The 640-nt window shown below is 45.2% G+C and carries 2 protein-coding genes; both read left to right on the forward strand.

Annotation, left to right across the window (positions count from 1 at the left end; genetic code table 11):
* Nucleotides 1–193 (forward strand): spore germination protein (locus tag IAE55_RS33590; RefSeq protein WP_200634978.1); only part of this gene is annotated, 193 nt, incomplete at its 5' end.
* Between the two features lie 63 nt (nucleotides 194–256).
* On the forward strand, nucleotides 257–640 hold a 384-nt coding region (locus tag IAE55_RS33595), incomplete at its 3' end, for a Ger(x)C family spore germination protein (protein WP_442793368.1).

Here is a 640-nt window from a genome sequence, read left to right on the forward strand (position 1 = left end):
CATGATCCCAAGATATAGCGCCGCACTTCCCTTTCGGATCATCCGGTACCTACTGATGTTCATTTCAGGCGTGCTCGGCTTTGTTGGCTTTGCTTTCGGCATGATTTTCATGTTGATCCATTTGGTCTCGCTAGAGTCTTTTGGAACGCCGTACTTAAGCCCTATTGCCCCATTCGAACGGTACACGTATTAAGGACTTGATCATGCGCTATCCCTTTTGGATGAAGAATGGCCGGAATAAGAAAGGACGTCAGAAATGATGCGAACCGTTTTCCTGGCTTTTTTCTCTCTAGGGCTTGTTTTGTCCACTTCCGGGTGCACCGATTTTGTCGAGTTAAATCAATTAGCTTTCATTATAGGAACAGCAATTGATTATGCCGAGGACGGGCAAATCGAAGTCAGCCAACAAATCGTAGTTCCTTCCAAGAAACAAGACCCGTCCAAGGGAGAAGGCTTCAGCAGTTTTTTCGTCATGTCGGCTAAAGGTAAAGATGTTTTTCATGCCACTCAGAAAATTCAGTTACGAATGTCCCGAAAATTAATGGCGAACCATCGGATGATTATCGCTATTAGTGAAGAGTACTGCAATAAGGACGACGTAAGAAAGCTGTTCGATAAACTCATCCGGGACCCCGCAAAC

The sequence above is a fragment of the Paenibacillus sp. S28 genome, from assembly GCF_016624415.1.
Classification (GTDB): Bacteria; Bacillota; Bacilli; order Paenibacillales; family Paenibacillaceae; genus Paenibacillus_AQ; species Paenibacillus_AQ favisporus.